The organism is Streptomyces sp. NBC_00400, assembly GCF_036048035.1.
Taxonomy (GTDB): Bacteria; Actinomycetota; Actinomycetes; order Streptomycetales; family Streptomycetaceae; genus Streptomyces.
Genome location: NZ_CP107940.1, coordinates 7,041,388 through 7,057,258, shown reverse-complemented (window position 1 = coordinate 7,057,258; position 15,871 = coordinate 7,041,388). Strand labels below are relative to the sequence as shown.

14 protein-coding genes and 1 riboswitch are annotated in these 15,871 nt (G+C 71.7%); of the genes, 6 read left to right on the top strand and 8 right to left on the bottom strand.

Annotated elements, in window-relative coordinates; translation table 11 throughout:
* Positions 1 to 99: 99 nt before the first annotated feature.
* Positions 100 to 230: riboswitch (FMN riboswitch) on the bottom strand.
* 171 nt (positions 231 to 401) lie between these two features.
* On the top strand, positions 402 to 1,181 hold the full coding sequence (locus tag OHS81_RS30950; protein WP_328388682.1) for an SDR family oxidoreductase: 780 nt from the start codon (positions 402 to 404) through the stop codon (positions 1,179 to 1,181).
* Positions 1,182 to 1,362: 181 nt separating this feature from the next.
* On the opposite strand, the gene OHS81_RS30945 is transcribed toward OHS81_RS30950, so the two are convergent.
* Complete coding sequence (locus OHS81_RS30945) at positions 1,363 to 2,694, bottom strand: ROK family transcriptional regulator (RefSeq protein WP_328388680.1); 1,332 nt, start codon at positions 2,692 to 2,694, stop codon at positions 1,363 to 1,365.
* A gap of 70 nt (positions 2,695 to 2,764) precedes the next feature.
* Between OHS81_RS30945 and OHS81_RS30940 the strand changes: the two genes are divergently transcribed.
* Entirely contained in the window at positions 2,765 to 3,994 is a 1,230-nt protein-coding gene (locus OHS81_RS30940) for an MFS transporter (protein ID WP_328388679.1), read from the top strand.
* A 103-nt stretch (positions 3,995 to 4,097) separates the two neighbouring features.
* Here OHS81_RS30940 and OHS81_RS30935 read toward each other — a convergent pair whose 3' ends face one another.
* A complete protein-coding gene (locus OHS81_RS30935; RefSeq protein WP_328388677.1) occupies positions 4,098 to 4,586 on the bottom strand; it encodes an acyl-CoA thioesterase in 489 nt (162 codons plus the stop codon).
* Positions 4,587 to 4,773: 187 nt separating this feature from the next.
* Between OHS81_RS30935 and OHS81_RS30930 the strand changes: the two genes are divergently transcribed.
* Together OHS81_RS30930 and OHS81_RS30925 are read left to right on the top strand one after the other, a co-directional pair.
* Entirely contained in the window at positions 4,774 to 5,325 is a 552-nt protein-coding gene (locus OHS81_RS30930; RefSeq protein ID WP_328388675.1) for an SMI1/KNR4 family protein, read from the top strand.
* Between the two features lie 231 nt (positions 5,326 to 5,556).
* Positions 5,557 to 5,715, top strand: a complete 159-nt coding sequence (locus tag OHS81_RS30925) for a hypothetical protein (protein WP_328388673.1) — start codon at positions 5,557 to 5,559, stop codon at positions 5,713 to 5,715.
* Between the two features lie 112 nt (positions 5,716 to 5,827).
* On the opposite strand, the gene OHS81_RS30920 is transcribed toward OHS81_RS30925, so the two are convergent.
* Positions 5,828 to 7,213: a uracil-xanthine permease family protein gene (locus tag OHS81_RS30920; RefSeq protein ID WP_328388671.1), complete on the bottom strand. Its 1,386-nt coding sequence runs from the start codon at positions 7,211 to 7,213 to the stop codon at positions 5,828 to 5,830.
* A 274-nt stretch (positions 7,214 to 7,487) separates the two neighbouring features.
* Here OHS81_RS30920 and OHS81_RS30915 point away from each other — a divergent pair, with 274 nt between their 5' ends.
* A complete protein-coding gene (locus tag OHS81_RS30915; protein WP_443058788.1) occupies positions 7,488 to 8,246 on the top strand; it encodes a DUF5995 family protein in 759 nt (252 codons plus the stop codon).
* A 100-nt stretch (positions 8,247 to 8,346) separates the two neighbouring features.
* Here OHS81_RS30915 and OHS81_RS30910 read toward each other — a convergent pair whose 3' ends face one another.
* From OHS81_RS30910 to OHS81_RS30900, 3 genes are all read right to left on the bottom strand, one after another.
* Positions 8,347 to 10,047 (bottom strand): flavin monoamine oxidase family protein, encoded by a 1,701-nt coding sequence (locus OHS81_RS30910; RefSeq protein WP_328388669.1) that lies wholly within the window; start codon positions 10,045 to 10,047, stop codon positions 8,347 to 8,349.
* A gap of 145 nt (positions 10,048 to 10,192) precedes the next feature.
* Complete coding sequence (locus tag OHS81_RS30905) at positions 10,193 to 11,008, bottom strand: carbon-nitrogen hydrolase family protein (protein ID WP_328388667.1); 816 nt, start codon at positions 11,006 to 11,008, stop codon at positions 10,193 to 10,195.
* Between the two features lie 282 nt (positions 11,009 to 11,290).
* Complete coding sequence (locus OHS81_RS30900) at positions 11,291 to 12,232, bottom strand: LysR family transcriptional regulator (RefSeq protein WP_328388665.1); 942 nt, start codon at positions 12,230 to 12,232, stop codon at positions 11,291 to 11,293.
* A 54-nt stretch (positions 12,233 to 12,286) separates the two neighbouring features.
* Between OHS81_RS30900 and OHS81_RS30895 the strand changes: the two genes are divergently transcribed.
* Positions 12,287 to 13,777 (top strand): MFS transporter, encoded by a 1,491-nt coding sequence (locus OHS81_RS30895; protein ID WP_328388663.1) that lies wholly within the window; start codon positions 12,287 to 12,289, stop codon positions 13,775 to 13,777.
* 33 nt (positions 13,778 to 13,810) lie between these two features.
* On the opposite strand, the gene OHS81_RS30890 is transcribed toward OHS81_RS30895, so the two are convergent.
* Both OHS81_RS30890 and OHS81_RS30885 read right to left on the bottom strand, forming a co-directional pair.
* Entirely contained in the window at positions 13,811 to 14,266 is a 456-nt protein-coding gene (locus OHS81_RS30890) for an Lrp/AsnC family transcriptional regulator (protein WP_030076492.1), read from the bottom strand.
* 10 nt (positions 14,267 to 14,276) lie between these two features.
* Entirely contained in the window at positions 14,277 to 15,740 is a 1,464-nt protein-coding gene (locus OHS81_RS30885; RefSeq protein WP_443058787.1) for an amino acid permease, read from the bottom strand.
* Between the last annotated feature and the right edge of the window lie 131 nt (positions 15,741 to 15,871).

The following is a 15,871-nucleotide window of genomic DNA, read 5'->3' as shown; positions in this document are numbered from 1 at the left end:
GCGGAACAACGCCACGGGGAACACCACGGCCGGAAAGGAGAACCCGTCCGGAAAAAATTCCGGACGCGCCGCCGACGGCGGTGTACCGAAGCTGGCCCGCCGCGCACTGCCTCCCATCCGGACTTTCACCGTCGGTGCAGGAATTTCACCTGCTCAACCGGCCGCTGGCTGCGGACGGGTCGCGGACTGTTACCGCCGGTTCGGAATTACACCGACCCCGGAGTGCGCTGCTGCTTCTTATGTCAGTACAGCTTCAGTCTGCCACGGCCGGTAGTCGCCCATGCGGGCGAAGCGCTGTGGGCTGCCTCACAGCACCCGGCGCGCCGCCTGTCACAGACGGCGCGGGTGATTCGTCATAGCGGAGGAGTACGTGTCCCTTCTCCCTCAAGGACTGATCCGCGATGGCGACAATTCTGGTGACCGGCGGCACGGGCACACTCGGGCGGGCCCTGGTCGGCCGGCTGCTCGACGACGGCCATGACGTCCGGTCGCTGAGCCGGCGGCCGCACACCGGCACGGCACGCCCGCGCCCGCATGCGTACGCGGTCGACCTGCGGGACGGTATGGGCCTGCCCGAGGCGGTGACCGGCGTGGACGCGATCGTGCACTGCGCCTCGTCACCGGCGGGCGGGGACGCGGAGGCGGCCGGGCGGCTCGTCGCGGCGGCGAGGGCGGCGGGCGTGGCGCACCTGGTGTACATCTCGATCGTCGGCGTGGACCGGGTCCCGATCGGCTACTACCGCACCAAGCTCGCCGTGGAGCGCCTGATCGAGGACTCCGGTGTCGGCTGGACGGTGCTGCGGACCACGCAGTTCCACAACCTGGTGCTCGACGTGATCAAGGCGGGCGCCCGGTCGCCGGTGCTCCCGGTGCCGACGGGCGTACGGGTGCAGCCGGTCGAGGTACAGGAAGTCGCCGCCCGGCTGGCCGAGTTGGCGGTCGGCGAACCGGCCGGGCGGGTCACCGACATGGGCGGTCCCGAGGTACTGGACGCCCGGGATCTCGTACGGGCCACACTGGAGGCGGGTGGGCGGCGCCGGCTGCTGATGCCGCTGTGGCTGCCGGGCGCGTCTGCCGCGGCACTGCGCCGCGGCGGCAACCTCACCCCGGAGCACGCCGACGGTCTGCGGACCTACGCCGCATTCCTCGCGGAGCGTAAGGGGGGCGGAGCGCGCCGATGACGCGCCGCCCGGGAGCGCCCGAAGCCCTCCGGAGCCCCCGGAGCGGCGCGCCGTGGCCGGCAGCGGGCGGGGCACGGCGCTCGGCCGACGCCCTGACCGCGGGACCGGAAGCCCCTGCCCCGGCGAGGTCAACGCACCGCGGAGGCACGGCGGTTGGCGCGCACGCAGACACCTCACCGGCTCACCCCGCTGACGTGAACAGCTCGTTCTGTGCGGCCTCGCGCGCGGCGAGGACGGCGCCGCGCAGCACCGCCCGCCCCCCGACCGTCCCGGCACGGACATCGGTGTGCAGCGGGGAGAGCCGGGCCAGCTGCCCGGCGACACGCCCGGCCAGCTCGTCGCCGCCGCCCCGGCCGATCTCCCCGCCGAGGACGACACACCCGGGGTCGAGCACGGCGCACACCGCCGCCACGCCGAGGGCGATCCGCGCGGCCAGTGCGTCCAGGAAGGCTGCGGCGGCGTCGCCGGAAGACACGGCGGACGGGGTGGACACGGCGGACACGGCGGCCCGTACGACGGCTTCGGCGGGCGGGGCATCCGCGTAGGCTTCAGCCTCGACTTCGGCTTCAGCTTCGGCATCAGCGGGTGGGGCGTCGGCGTCGGACGGGCGCGTATGCGCCGCCTGGAACCCGGTGCCGGTCCCGGTCGGCAACAGGCCGTGTTCCGCGGCGAGGGCGCAGATCGCGGCGGAACCCGCCAGGGAGTGGAAGCCGCCGTCGCAGCCGCTCGCCGAGGGCAGCGCGGCGGTGCCGGGGACCGGCAGAAAACCGATCTCGCCGGTGCCGCCCGAGGCGCCCCGCCGCAGCGTGCCGTCCAGAACGACCGCGGCGCCGGTGCCGTGGCCGAGCCAGAGCAGGACGAAGGTGTCGCGGTCACGGGCCGCACCGTCCCGCTGCTCGGCGAGGGCGGCGAGATGGACCTCGTTCTCCAGCAGGACGGAGCCGGCACGCCGTGCGCGCAGCGCGCCGACCAGGGCGATATGCCAGGACGGGATCCAGTCGGTGCCGCCGAGCCGCCCGGTGGCGGGGTCGACCAGGCCGGGGGCGCCGACGGCAATGGTGTGGGGGTGGTCTGCGCCCGCCGCGGCAAGCGCCTGGTCCACGACGGCGAGGGCGGTGGCCACGGCCGCCTCGGGCGTGTCGTCGGCGCCGACGGGGACGGTGCGCTCGTCGCGTACCTCGCCGAGGAGGTCCGCGACCGCGACGGTGACACTGTGCGTCCGCAGGTCGAGGCCGACGAGATGCGCCCGGTCGGCGACGATTCCGTAGAGCCGGGCATTGGGGCCGCGCCGCTGTGCGCCGCTCTCGCCGACCACGGCGATCAGCCCGGCCGCCTGGAGGCGTTCGACGAGGTCCGCCACGGTCGGCCGGGACAGACCGGTCAGCGCGCTGAGCTGCCCTGCCGTCAAGGCTCCTTCGGACTGCAGGAGTTGCAGAGCCAGACGGTCGTTGATCAACCGTGCGGTGGCCGGGGAGGCGGTGCGGCCGGCCGCGGCGGCGCGCGATGCATGCATGGCGTGAGTCTTCCCTCCGGTCGGGTCAACACCCTTATTATCAGGCAGGGTTCCTGATAATTTACGCGCCATGGCTGGCAACGGTGTCCCCCACGACGTCACCCCGCTCCCCCGCGATGAGCTGCGTCGCGCCCGCCGCTCCGTGGCCCTGGTGTTCCTCATTCATGGCTCGGTCACCGGCAACTTCGCGACCCGTATCCCCTGGATCCAGGACCACACCGGCATGTCCCCGGGCCAGCTCGGCCTGGCCCTCGCCTTCCCCGCGATCGGTGCGTCCCTGGCGATGCCGCTGGCCGGCCGGATCAGCCACCGCTTCGGCGCCCGCACCGCACTGCGCGGTCTGCTCGCCCTGTGGACCCTGTCGCTGCTCCTGCCCGCCCTCTCCCCCGGCCTCTCCACCCTGTGCCCGGCACTGCTGCTGTACGGCGCGGCCGCCGGGACGTCGGACGTCGCGATGAATGCGCTGGGCGTGGAGACCGAGGACCGGCTCGGCAAACCGATCATGTCGGGGCTGCACGGCATGTGGAGTGCGGGCGCTTTGCTCGGCTCGGCAGCCGGCACCGTGGCCGCACACGCCGGGTGGGACGCCCGGCTCCATCTGGCCGGTGCGGCGCTCGTCCTGACCCTGCTCGGCGCGCTCGCCTGCCAGGGGGTACTGGATCTGCGCAGCGCCCCCGAGGAGCATCCGCCGCCGCGCTTCGCGCTGCCGCCGAGGTCGGCGCTGCTCATCGGGGCCATAGGGTTCTGCGCGGTCTTCGCGGAGGGCGCCGGCCTGGACTGGTCGGCGGTCTACCTCCGCGACGCACTGGGCACCGATGCGGGCCTGGCCGCCGCGTCGACCACCGTCTTCGCCTGCACCATGGCCGCCGCCCGGCTGGCCGGGGACAAGGTGGTGGCCCGCTTCGGCCCGGTGCACACGGTGCGGGCCGGCGGGGTGCTGGCGGCGGCCGGCGGACTGCTGATCATCGCGGCCCGGCATCCGGCCATGGCCCTGGGCGGGTTCGGCCTGATGGGCCTCGGGATCGCGGTCGTGGTCCCGCTGGCCTTCGCGGCCGCCGGGCGCAGCGGTCCGGCCCCCAGCCAGGCGATCGCGGGTGTCGCCACGATCACCTACACCTCCGGGCTGATCGCCCCGTCCGCGATCGGCGGTATCGCCCAGGCGGCCTCGCTGACGGCGTCGTTCATGCTGGTGACGGTGTTGGCGTGCGGGCTGGTGCTGGGCGCGCGGGTCCTGCGGGTGCCGAGCCGTACGGCATCCGGCAGCACCCCCGTGGTGACCGGCGACCTGGAGCGGTCGTGAGCCCGGTCGCTCCAGGACGGGAGAGGGCTGCGGTCGTGAGCCCGGCAACTCCGGATCGCCGGCGGCTGCGGAGCGAGCCCTGCCGCTCCGGATCGGCGACGGGTCAGGCCGCGTCCGCCTCGGCGCCCGCGTCCGGCTCCTCCGGCCGGAGCAGCTGCGCCGCGATGCTCCGGGCGCGGTCGGACCAGGGAGTGGGACGCAGCGTCTGCGCATCGACGCGGACCAGCACCCGGTGGCCGTGGGCGTAGGTCTCGCTGCCGTCGGCCGAGCAGATCCGGAAGCCGTAGGTGAGGCCGGTGCGGCCGAGGCGGGCGACCCAGAGGTGTGCCGCATAGCGGCCGGGACGGGTGAGGGGACGCTCGTAGGAGACCTGCATCTCCTTGATGACGTTGCACATATCGCCCGCGGCGGCCCAGTCGCCGTCGAAACCGAAGCCACGGCCGTGCCAGTACTCCGCCCAGGCGCGCTCGGCCAGCAGCGGGTAGCGGGAATTGTGGAGCATGCCGAGCGCGTCGAGGTCGTCGAAGTGGACGGTGACGGGGACCAGTTCGCCGTACGGAACGGTGGTGGTCTGCAGGGTTTCGACGCTCACGGGTGGTGCTCCTGGGGGCTGGGGGCGCCGGCCGGCGCTGTTGAGGCGGATGGTGCAGATAGTGCTGATGGTGCGGGTGGCATTCCTATGACGAACCGAGGCCATCGTAAGCGGCCGCTTAGGATGCTCTGTCCGCCGGGATGGAGTCCCGCCGGACCCGGAGGGCGCCCTTTGTTACGGTCCCTGAATGGAGAGCTGGGACGAGCGCACCGTACGCGCCCGGATACGGGAGATGGCAGCACAGGACGGGGAGCGGGCGCGCTTCGGGGCGGATACCCACCGGTACGAGCTGGCGCCCGCGCTGCCGGAGGCGGAGATCGGGGCGTTCGAGGAAGCCCACGGGGTCGGTCTGCCGGCGGAGTACCGGTCTTTCGTCGCGGTGGTGGGCAACGGCCCCGCCGGTCCCGGCCACGGGCTGATGCCGTTGACCACCCCCCGGCCGGAGGCCGACGACGAGTGGGCCGTGGACGACGAGTGGGAAGAGGACCGACTGCCGGGCCGACTGGCCGCGCCGTTCCCCCTCACCGAACCCCTGCCCGGCCGGATCGGCGCATCGGCCGGTGAACTGACCCGGGGCACGCTCATGCTGGCCGAAGAGGGCTGCGGCATGTTCATCCGGCTGGTCCTGACCGGCCCGAGAGTGGGCGAGATCTGGCGGATCGACCCGGACTGGGGCGGCTTCGTCCCGGTGAGCCCTGACTTCCGCGGCTGGTACACCGAGTGGCTGCAGCGTCCGTGACTCCAGGATCGTTTGCAGGCTGTAGGCAGCGGGGGCACGCTGAAACGGTCATCGCGTAGCTGCCGCGGCCGCTCGAACCGGCCTGGACTGATGCGCGTTTCGCGCCGTGAGCCGCCCGGGAAGGTGAGTGCGTCATGAGCAAGAAGGACGAAGCCATGGTGCGGGCACTGCTCGACCAGCACGGCCGGACCTACGCCGCCCAGGCGGGCATCAGGCTCCCTCGACCGCAAGGTGCTGGACGGGGCGCAGCGCCTCGGACTCCCCACCTCCGCCAGGAAACTGGCGTCCCTCGTGGACGAGGCCGACCTGCCACAACTCGCCGCGGCGCTGGTCCGAGTCGCCCTCGACAAACGGAAAGCCGAGCAGGTGCGCTCCGCGGCAACAGCCTGAAGGCCGGATCTCAGCCGCGGGCATCAAGCCGCGCCCGCTCGTCGCTCTCCGAGACCTGTCCCGGAATCGGGCGGCGCGGCGGACCGGGTGCGGCGGCGGTGCCCGCGTCGCGTCAGTCCTCCCCGTCCGTGGGCTCCGTGTACTCGCTGGTCCCGGCGTCGAGGAGGGGCGTGCGGGGCCGGCCTGCCGCCCCGGAGAGCCAGCGCAGGGCGTGGTAGCCGGTGAGCACGGTGAGCGTCCCCAAGGCGATGCCGCTCAGTTCGAAGTGCTCGGTGAACTTCAACGAGACACCTCCAATGGCGATGATGATCCCGGCCGCCGCGGGAATGAGGTTCAGCGGGACCGAGAAATCCACCTTGTTCCGCACCCAGATCTGGGCTCCCAACAGGCCGATCATGCCGTAGAGGATGACGGTGATACCGCCCAGCACGCCGCCGGGAATCGCCGCCACCACCGCGCCGAACTTCGGGCACAGGCCGAAGAGCAGGGCGAAGCCGGCCGCCGCCCAGTAAGCCGCAGTGGAGTAGACCCTGGTGGCCGCCATCACGCCGATGTTCTCGGCGTAGGTCGTGGTGGCGGGGCCGCCCACCGCGGTCGACAGGACCGTTGCGGTGCCATCGGCGATGATGGCCACGCCCATCTTGTCCTCCAAGGGGTCACCGGTCATGGCACCGACCGCCTTGATGTGTCCGGCATTCTCCGCGATCAGCGCGATGAGGACCGGCAGCGCGACGAGGACCGCGGAGGCCGAGAAGTTCGGTGCGTGGAATGCGGGAAGGCCGATCCAGTCAGCCTTGACGACTCCCGAAAAGTCGATGCGCCAGTGATCCGTGAGCTTGCCCGCGCCATTGACCGAGTGGATCTTTCCCGCGGTGCGGTCAAGAATCCAGGACAGCGCATAGCCGAAGACCAGGCCCAGGAAGATGGCGATCCGCGACCAGAAGCCCCGCAGTACGACGAGAGCGAGTCCGGTGAACAGCATCGTCGCCAGAGCTGTCCACTGGTCCTGCGGCCAGTACGTGGACGCCGTGACGGGGGCGAGGTTGAAGCCGATCAGCATCACGACCGCACCGGTCACCACCGGCGGGAGCACGGCGTGGATCACCCGCGCCCCGACGGCATGGATGACGATGCCACAGCCGGCCAGAGCGGCACCGACCACGAGCATCGCCCCCGTCAGCGTGCCGGCGTCGCCCCCCTGGCCCGCGATCACGGCGGACACGCCCACGAAGGAGAGCGAGGAGCCCAGGTAGCTGGGGATGCGCCCGCCGGTCATCACCAAGAACAGTGCGGTGGCCACACCCGACGCCATCAGGGCAAGGCTGGGGTCCAGACCCATGAGCACGGGGGCAACGAAACACGCCCCGATCATCGATACGACATGCTGGGCGCCGAGCGCGATCGTCCGCCCCCATGTCAGGCGCTCCCCGGGCCTGACCACCTCGCCGGGCTTCAGATGCCGCCCGTCTCCATGCACTGTCCACCCGAGGCCGGCCATGATCACTCTCCACTCCGCGACGCCCTGCACGTCACAGAGCCGAGGTGATTCATAGTCGAACGACTGCTTCTGGACAAACTGAAGCCGCTGGATATCCGAGGAGGCGCCGCTGGGTATCCGAGGAACCTTCAGCCCGGCGCGGCCAGACGCGGCCCGGCGGCGGCGACCCGCGTCCGCTCCCGCACCACAACGAGGCGCGCCGTTCGGTACCTCGTTCCGGTCAACGAGCCGAAGCCAACCTCCCTATCCGTAACCGAGATGTCACGCTGAGTGGATGACGACGACGCAGCGCCATGACATCCGCGGCAGGCCGGCCCCGCTCGCGGGGCCCGCCGCCCGGCCACCCGCCCGACCGGAGTCCAAGGCCGCGACGGATGTGGCGGACGTACTCGCCCGGATGCGAGCGCTGGCCGAGGCGCTGCCCGCCGAGGACGGGGTGGCCGTCTTCAACGGGGTCTACCTGGCGGTCACCGAGGCCGTGGCGCGGCAGATCGGGGACGGCGCGTTCCAGGACCCGGCGGCCGCGGGCGAGCTGGACGTGCATTTCGCGCGGCGGTACTTCGACGCGGTGGACGCCACGGCCGCCGGGCTGCGGCCACCGGCCTGCTGGCGTCCGCTCTTCCAGCTCCGCCGTCACCCGGGCGTGCATCCGCTGCAGTTCGCGATGGCCGGGATCAATGCCCACATCGGCCACGACCTGGCACTGGCGGTGCTGGACACCTGCCGGGCACTGGAGTGCGAACCGGCCGCGCTGGAAAGCGACTTCGACCGGGTCGGCGGGGTGCTGACAGGCCTGGAGGAGCGGATCCGCGAGCGGCTGATGCCCGGCCCCGATGTGCTGGACGTGGCCGATCCGCTGACGCATCTGATCGGGTCGTGGAGCCTGGACAAGGCCAGGGACGGCGCCTGGGTGGCAGCCAGGGCGCTGTGGGGCGTACGCCGGCTGCCGGAGGTGGCCGAAGAGCTCACCGAGCGGCTGGATGCCGGGGTGGGCCTGGTCGGACGGATGCTGCTGACTCCGCTGCCCGGCTGATCCGGCCACCACCCCGGCCACCGTGTCGCGGCGCCCCCGGGACGCCTGCGAGGACACCGTGTGCAACCGGCCCTGGCCCTGGCCCTGGGCCCTGGAGGAGCTAGTCCTCGGGCAGTTCGACCGGTGCGATCGCGTCGTAGACGTCGCCCGGGCCCGGGTTCGTGGCGTCGGTCGCACCGCCGAAGTGGTGCATCACGCCCCACACCGCGTTCAGTGCGGTCTGCACGGCGCCCTCGGCCCAGCCCGCGGTCCAGGAGATGTCGTCGCCCGCGAGGAACAGGCCCCGCTTGTCCTCGGGGAGCCGGTCCTGCATGAAGTGGGTGAACAGGCGGCGCTGGTAGCGGTAGTGGCCGGGGAGGTTCGCCTTGAAGGCGCCCATGAAGTAGGGCTCGTTCTCCCAGGACACGGTGACCGGGTTGCCGATGATGTGCTTGCGGATGTCGACCTTCGGATAGATCTCCGACAGCGACTTCAGCATGACCTCCATCCGCTCGTTCGCGTCCAGCGGCAGCCACTTGAGGCTGTCGTCGCACCAGGTGTAGGAGAGACAGATGACGGCGGGCTCGTCCGGGCCGTTGTCGAGCAGATAGGTACCGCGGGTCATCCGGTCCGTCAGCGTCATCGACATGACGTCCCGGCCGGTGTCCTCGTCCTTGTCGAGCCAGAACGGCCGGTCGACGGGCACGAAGAGCTTGCTGGACTCCATGTAGTGGGTGCGCTCCATCGCCGTCCAGTGGTCGATGGGGAACAGCGCATCGTCACAGTCGATCTTGCTCAGCAGCATCCAGGACTGCGCGGTGAAGACGGCGGCCTCGTAGGTGCGGATGTCGCCGTCGGCGTCGGTCACCGTGATGTGGTTGCCGGCGGTGCGGTTCAGGCGGGTCACCGCGGGCCGCGGGGCACCCTCGTGCAGCGACGACAGCGAGGTGCCCGGCGCCCAGTGCACGATCTTGGCGGGCTCGCGCTCCCACAGGCGCAGCGGCAGTTGCTGGCTGCCGCCGACGATGCCGCGGTGGTGGTCGTCGGCCTCGGTGTAGACGACCCGCAGGATCTCCAGGATGGAGTTGGGGAAGTCGGTGTCCCAGCCGCCGGTGCCGAAGCCGACCTGGCCGAAGATCTCCCGGTGACGGAAGGACTTGAAGGCTGTCGAGTCGCAGAGGTAGCCGTAGAAGGTCTGGTTGTCGAGCTTCTCGACGAGGTGGGACCAGATCTCGCGGATGCGCGGGACGTCGCGCTCGCGGATCGCCTGGTTCATGTCGGAGAAGTCCGCGCCCTCTTCCAGGCAGGCGTTCCAGGCGTCCATCACCTGGTGGTAGACCTCGGGAAGGTCCTCGACCGTACGCGCGTAGTGGGACTCGCCCTTGAGGTCGACGACGGTCGAGGGGGTGTCCGGGGCCAGCGGGTTGGGGAACGGCTTGGTCGCGAGGCCCACCAGGTCGATGTAGTGCTGGAGCGCCGTCGAGGACGGCGGGAAGCGCATCGCGCCCATCTCCGCGGTCAGGCCCGCGGCATCGGACGGGGTGCCCTCGAAGCCGATGGTGCGCAGCCGGCCGCCTATCCGGTCCGCCTCGTAGACGACGGGCTTGAGGCCCATCTTCATCAGCTCGTAGGCGGTGATGATGCCGGAGAGGCCGCCGCCGATGACCGCGACCTCCTTGCCGTGCTCGATCGCGGGGATCTGGCCGAGGCCCGCCGGGTGAGCGAGGAAGTCGTCGTAGGCGTACGGGAAGTCCGGGCCGAACATGGTGATCGGCGGCTGGGCATCCGCGTGGTGGGCGGCGGTGGGCACCGTGGACGTCATCGGGGACGGACTCCTTGCAGACAGGGCACAGCAGGCAGGGCGGCGCGGGCCGGGTGGTCCGGCCTGCGGCGGATCAGGGGGGTCGGCCTGCGGTGGATCAGAGGGGGGTCGGGCGGGTCGGATCAGGGGGTGGAGCGAGGTCGGTTCAGGTCAGCGGGCCGTACAGCTCCGGCCGGCGGTCGTGCAGATAGGGGTTGTCCGCCCGGGATTCCTTGAGGAAGGCGGGGTCGACCTCGGCCCGTACCAGCTGCTCGGTGCGGCCGGCGCGGGTGCGGACGACACCGTCCGGGCCGGCCAGGCAGCTGAGGCCGACGAACTCGAACTCGCCCTCCGCGCCGACGCGGTTGACGTACGCGAGGTACATCTGGTTCTCGAAGGCGCGGACCGGGATGACGGACTCGGCGACGAACTGGAAGGGGTGCATCTGCGCGGTGGGCACCAGCAGCAGATCGGTGCCGGCCAGCGCATGGGCCCGGACGTTCTCCGGGAACTCCACGTCGTAGCAGATCAGCAGGCCGATCCTCAGGCCGGCCAGCTCGGCCTGGACGACGGCCCGCTCCCCCGGGGTGAACCATTCGCGCTCGAAGCAGCCGAAGAGATGCGTCTTGCGGTAGTTCGCGAGGCGGCTGCCGTCCGGCCCGATGAGCTGCGCCGAGTTGTACACCGCGGCGCTGTCGCTCTCGTCCTGCGCGGCGCGCTCGGGGTAGCCGTAGAGCACCGCGATGCCGTGCTCGGCGGCGATCTTCCCGATGGCCTGTGCGCCGGCGCCGTCGGCGGTCTCGGCGAGGCGGTGGACGTCGGCGCCGATGGCATAGCCGGTGAGGAACAGCTCGGGGCAGGCGAGCAGTCCGGCGCCGGTCGCCGCCGCCTCGCGGGCCGCGTCGTCGAGGACCCGCAGGTTGTGCGCGACATCGCCGGGCCGGCCCGAACTCTGGAGCAGGGCGGTGTGCAGCGACGTCATGGGACCCCTCGGCGAGGACGGTACGGATGGACGCATTGACGGTACGGGCCGCCGACGACGGGGGACAAGGAGTCACCGTTGCGCGCCGAGGGACGATTCGTTGCGCGTTCAAGGGACTGTTCGAAGATTCGTTGCGTGCCAGGCCGCAGGGGCAGCGGGCCCGTGCACACCCGGGCTCTCGGTGCGCGCCGGCCCCGGCTCCCGGTGGCCGCGGGCCCCTCGGCGTGCGGACGAGCGGGATGCCCCGGGGCCGCCGTCCGCACGCCGCGGCGGCCGCCGCGTTCAGCCCTCGCCGGGCGGCAGGTCCAGGTCTGCCAGGAGCTCCCGTACCGTCCTTTGCACCATCCCGCGCAGCCAGCGGTGCCCCGCGTCGGCCTCATGGCGCGGGTGCCACGCCATCTCCATGGTCATCTGTGGCAGCGCGAACGGGATCGGCAGGGTGCGCAGCCCCAGCCCGCGGACCGTCGAGCTGCCGGTCCGGGCATTGACCAGGCCGACCGCATCGGTGTCCCGGACCATCAGCAGCGAGGCGGCGAAGGTCGGGACGGTGGCGATCACCGTGCGCCGCAGCCCGCGTTCGGCGAGCGCCGCATCGAGGGGGCCGGTCAGCCGGCCGCGCCGGGAGAAGTTGAGGTGCGGGGCGTCGGCGAACCTCCGCGCGGTGAGCTTCCCGGTGGTCAGCGGGTGCCCCTCGCGCACCACCGCAACCATGTGGTCGACGAACAGCTCCTCCCTGCGGATCTCCGGCTCGTGGCTGTCGATCACACCGAGCTCCAGGTCCGCCGCGCCGTCCCGCAGCAGCGGCACATCGATATGACTCTCACCGAGGAAGCGGACCACGACCTGCGGGGCCTCCTCGGCGACGCGGGCGACCAGCCGCGGGCCGAGCGCGGTGACCACGAGGTCATTGGCGTAGAGGGTGAACACCCGGGCCAGTCGGGCCGGGTCGGCCGGCGGGGACGGGGCCAGCACGCCGTGCGCCGCCTCCACCACCCGGCGTACCTCGGCCCTGATCTCCAGGGCGCGCGGGGTGGGCACCATGTGGCGGCCGGCGCGGACCAGGACCGGGTCGCCGATGGTGCGGCGGATGCGGCCGAGCGCCCGGCTCATGGCCGGTCCGGAGAGTCCGAGCCGGTCGGCGGCCGCGGTCACACTCTGTTCTTCGAGCAGGGCGTCCAGCGCCGTCAGCAGGTTGAGGTCGATGTTTGCGTCTCGCGCAATCATGGATTGCACACCTTGCATTTGAGGTCAACTCATCGGGACTCTAGCGTCCCGGCCATGACCTCGACCGCGTCTCCTCCTGGTTCCCTTCCGGGCTCCCCTCCGAGTTCCCTTCCTGACTCCCCTCCCCTGCCCGTCGGCGCCCCCGCCCGGCGGCGCTCGGTGACGGCCGCGATGTGCGCCTGTGTGCTGGTCGCGCAGTCGCTGGTGGCCGCGATCAATCTCGCGATACCCAAGATCGCCGCAAGCGGGCTGCACCCCTCCCCCGCCCAGCTGCTGTGGATCGTCGACACCTATGTGCTGGTCTTCGCGGGGCTGCTGATCCCGGCCGGTGCGCTCGGCGACCGGGTGGGCCGCAAGGGCGTGCTGCTCACGGGGCTCGGCGTATTCGCCGTGGGTGCGCTGCTGAGCGCGTCGGCGGCCGGGCTGCCGGTGCTGCTGGCGGGCCGGGCCCTCTCGGGTGCGGGGGCCGCGCTCCTGGTGCCGGCGACCATGTCCGTACTGCTGCACGCCGCTCCGCCGGACCGCAAGACCGGGGCGGTGGCCGCCTGGAGCACGGCGGTCGGCATCGGCGGGATGGCGGGCAACGCGGGCGGCGCGCTGATCCTGCAATACCTGCCCTGGCAAGGGCTGTTCTGGGCGTATGTGCCCCTCGCCCTGGCCCTGCTGAGCTGGGTCGCAGCGGCCGCGCCCCGGATTCCCCGGCAGACCGCGGCACTCGATCTGCCCGGCTCGGCGCTGCTGGTCCTCGGGGCGGCGGCACTGCTCTTCGGCATCATCGAAGGCCCGGGCCTGGGCTGGACCTCCGCCCCGGTGACCGGCGCCTTCGCCCTGGCAGTGGTGGTGTTCGCGGTGTTCGTACGGCACGGCCTGCGGGCGGCGCAGCCGGTACTGGATCCCCGGCTGTTCCGGCTGCCACGGCTCCGCGCCGGCAGCATCGGCATCGCCGTCACCTTCTTCGGGATGTTCGCGCTCTTCTACGTCAACGCCCAGTTCCTGCAGTACGTGAAGGGGTACTCACCGCTGCAGACGGGCTGCGCGATCGTGCCGCTGGCCGTCGGGATGATGGCCGTGACGAAGTACGGCTTGCGCGCGGCGCGGCGGGCCGGTGAGGCCTGGACGGCGGGCGCGGGACTGGCCCTGATCGCGGCCGGTCTGCTGCTGCTCTCCACCGCGGACGCCCACACCCCGTACGTCCTCTACCTGGTGTTTCTCCTGGTGATGTCGGCCGGTGCGGGGCTGGCGATGCCGACGCTGTCGCATGCGATCGTGGCGTCCGTACCGGCCCGGCGCTCCGGCATGGGGTCCGGACTCCAGGGTGCCGCACGGGAGTTGGGTGCGGCGCTGGGGATCGCCGTGGTGGGCACCGTACTGTCCGTGCGCTTCGCCTCGGGTACCGGGGGCGGGGCCGCCGCGGCCACCGCGTTCACCGCCGCCATGGCGCTGGGTTACCGGATCGCGGCGGGCGTGGTGCTGGTGCTGGGCCTCGCCGTGGTGCGCGGCCTGCGTACCGGTGCACGGGACGGGCAGGGCCGGATTCCGGCCTGAAAGGCATGGAGCCCATGGGCCGGGACAGCACATCTAGCCCGGCGCCCCCGAGCTGTAGCGCCGCAGCAGCGGCGAGAGCACCAGGACGGATTTCGTCCGCTCCACGAACGGTTCGCCCGCGATGCGCTCCAGCACCCGCTCGAAGTGCCGCATGTCGGAGGCGAAGACCTGGACGACGGCGTCCGCCTCACCGGTGACGGTGGAGGCGGACGCCACTTCCGGGTAGCGCGACAGGCCGCGGTGGATCGCCTCGGGCGAGGTGTTGCGGCGGCAGTAGATCTCGATGAACCCCTCGGTCTCCCAGCCGAGCGCGGCCGGATCGACCCGTACGGTGAAGCCGGTGATCGCGCCGTCGGCCCGCAGCCGGTCCACCCGGCGCTTGACGGCCGGCGCGGACAGCCCGACCTCCTGGCCGATATCGGCGTAGCTGCGGCGGGCGTCCTCGGCGAGGGCGTGGACGATGCGTTCGTCGAGATCGTTCAGTCGCACTGCGGGTGGATCACTTCTCTGCGGTGGCCAATCGGGAGCGGCGCAAGCCGTAACCGAAGTAGACCACAAGGCCCACGACCATCCAGACACCGAAGACCACCCAGGTCACGGCGCCGAGGCTGCCCATCATGTAGAGGCACAGCAGAAATCCGATCGCCGGGAAGAGCGGCGAGAGCGGGGTCCGGAAGCTGCGCGGCATATCGGGGCGGGTGCGGCGCAGCACGATCACCGCGACATTGACCAGCGCGAAGGCGAACAGCGTGCCGATGCTGGTGGCGTCGGCCAGCTGGCCCAGCGGCACCGCGGCGGCGAGGATGCCGCAGAACAGCGAGACGATCACGGTGTTGGCCCGCGGCGCACCGCTCTTCGGGTGCACCTTGGCGAACACCTTCGGCACCAGCCCGTCCCGGGACATCGCGAAGAGGATGCGGGTCTGGCCGTAGAGCACGGTCAGCACGACGCTGGCGATGGCGATGACCGCGCCGAAGGCGAGCAGCACGGCCCAGAAGCTCTGGCCGGAGACGTCCTTCATGATCCCGGCGAGCGCGGCCTCCGAGCCCTTGAACTTCTGCCAGGGCATCGCGCCCACGGCGATGGCCGCAACCAGGCAGTACAGCGCGGTGACGATCACCAGCGAGAGCATGATCGCGCGCGGCATGTCGCGCTGCGGGTTCTTGGCCTCCTCACCGGCGGTGGAGGCGGCGTCGAAGCCGATGTACGAGAAGAACAGGGTGGCGCCCGCCGCGCTGACCCCCGCCATGCCCATCGGCATGAAGTTCGCGTAGTTGCCCGACTTCACGCCCTGCACGGCAACGCCGCAGAACAGCAGCAGGGCGATGATCTTGACGATGACCATGATCGTGTTGGCGCGGGCGCTCTCCTTGGCCCCGCCCAGCAGGAACGCCATCGCCAGCAGCACGACCAGCAGGGCCGGCAGGTTGAAGACGCCGCCGTCACCGGGCGGCTGGGACAGCGCGTCCGGGATGGTGAACCCCAGCGTGCCGTCCAGCAGCTCGTTCAGATACTGGCCCCAGCCCACGGCGACGGCCGCGACCGAGACGCCGTACTCCAGGATCAGGCACCAGCCGCAGACCCAGGCGACCAGCTCACCGAGGGTGGCGTAGGCGTAGGAGTACGACGATCCGGAGACCGGGATGGTGCCGGCCAGCTCGGCGTAGGACAGCGCGGAGAACAGGGCGGTGATACCGGCGATGACGAAGGAGAGGATGACCGCGGGACCGGCGTCCGGGACGGCCTCGCCGAGGACCACGAAGATGCCGGTGCCGAGCGTGGCGCCGATGCTGATCATGGTCAGCTGCCACATGCCCATCGAGCGGCGGAGCGTTCCCCCCTCGCCCTTGCCGCCCTCGGCGACCAGCCGCTCGACGGGCTTGCGCCGCATCAACCGGGTGCCGAGGCCTCCGGAGGAATGCGGTGGGGGCCCTACGGGTGGGGCTGCGCCGTGCTCCAACACTGGGGTGGCTCCTTTATCGCTGCCGATCAGATGAGGTACGGAGGACGACGACCGGCAGCGGTCGGTACACGGGCATGCCGAAGCAACCCGCAGCAGGAGACCGCCGAGCAGACGGACTCCGTCACTCCACG

Excerpts from the sequence above, each read along its gene's own strand:
- OHS81_RS30950 (WP_328388682.1), top strand. The coding sequence starts at position 402 with ATGGCGACAATTCTGGTGACCGGCGGCACGGGCACACTCGGGCGGGCC.
- OHS81_RS30945 (WP_328388680.1), bottom strand. The coding sequence starts at position 2,694 with ATGCATGCATCGCGCGCCGCCGCGGCCGGCCGCACCGCCTCCCCGGCC.
- OHS81_RS30940 (WP_328388679.1), top strand. The coding sequence starts at position 2,765 with ATGGCTGGCAACGGTGTCCCCCACGACGTCACCCCGCTCCCCCGCGAT.
- OHS81_RS30930 (WP_328388675.1), top strand. The coding sequence starts at position 4,774 with ATGGAGAGCTGGGACGAGCGCACCGTACGCGCCCGGATACGGGAGATG.
- OHS81_RS30920 (WP_328388671.1), bottom strand. The coding sequence starts at position 7,213 with ATGGCCGGCCTCGGGTGGACAGTGCATGGAGACGGGCGGCATCTGAAG.
- OHS81_RS30915 (WP_443058788.1), top strand. The coding sequence starts at position 7,488 with ATGACGACGACGCAGCGCCATGACATCCGCGGCAGGCCGGCCCCGCTC.
- OHS81_RS30910 (WP_328388669.1), bottom strand. The coding sequence starts at position 10,047 with ATGACGTCCACGGTGCCCACCGCCGCCCACCACGCGGATGCCCAGCCG.
- OHS81_RS30905 (WP_328388667.1), bottom strand. The coding sequence starts at position 11,008 with ATGACGTCGCTGCACACCGCCCTGCTCCAGAGTTCGGGCCGGCCCGGC.
- OHS81_RS30900 (WP_328388665.1), bottom strand. The coding sequence starts at position 12,232 with ATGATTGCGCGAGACGCAAACATCGACCTCAACCTGCTGACGGCGCTG.
- OHS81_RS30895 (WP_328388663.1), top strand. The coding sequence starts at position 12,287 with ATGACCTCGACCGCGTCTCCTCCTGGTTCCCTTCCGGGCTCCCCTCCG.